We start from the raw sequence: 797 nt of genomic DNA on the forward strand, positions 1-797 counted from the left end.
AACCGCGCCGCGTTCATCATGATGAACATGTACTCCAGCCCGCGATTCTCGTCGCCCACCAGATACCCCACCGCGCCGCCGTGATCGCCATATTGCAGCACCGCCGTCGGGCTCGCCTTGATCCCGAGCTTGTGCTCGATCGACACGCACTGCACGTCGTTGCGCGCCCCCAGGCTGCCGTCCTCGTTCACCAGGAACTTCGGCACGATGAACAGCGAAATCCCCTTCACCCCTTCCGGCGCGCCCGGCGTGCGCGCCAGCACCAGGTGCACGATGTTCTCCGCCATATCGTGCTCGCCCCACGTGATGAAGATCTTCGTGCCGAACACCTGGTACGACCCGTCCGCCCGCGGCTCCGCCCGCGACCGCACCAGCGCCAGATCCGAGCCCGCCTGCGGCTCCGTCAGGTTCATCGTCCCCGTCCACTCGCCCGAAATCAGCTTCGGCACGTAGCGCTGCTTCTGCGCGTCCGTGCCCGCCGTCAGCAGCGCCTCGATCGCGCCGTCCGTCAACAGCGGGCACAGCGCGAACGACAGGTTCGCCGCGTTCAGCATCTCGATGCACGGCGTCGCCACCAGCTTCGGCAACCCCTGGCCGTCGTATTCGGTCGGGTGTTGCAATCCTTGCCATCCGCCTTCCACGAACTGCCGGAACGCCTCGCCGAAACCCGGCGTCGCCGTCACCGCGCCGTCCTTCCAGCTGCTCGGATTGCGGTCGCCCTCCACGTTCAGCGGCGCCAGCACCTCCCCGCAGAACTTCGCCGATTCCTCCAGCACCGCCCGCGCCGTCTCGAAACC

General features: G+C 67.4%; 1 protein-coding gene. It reads right to left on the reverse strand.

The window, feature by feature from the left end:
- Positions 1-797, reverse strand: a 797-nt coding sequence (locus AC1RQF_RS33385; protein ID WP_492874402.1) for an acyl-CoA dehydrogenase family protein, incomplete at both ends; no start/stop codon positions are given.

The organism is Burkholderia sp. GW821-FHT14F03 (assembly GCF_058803765.1).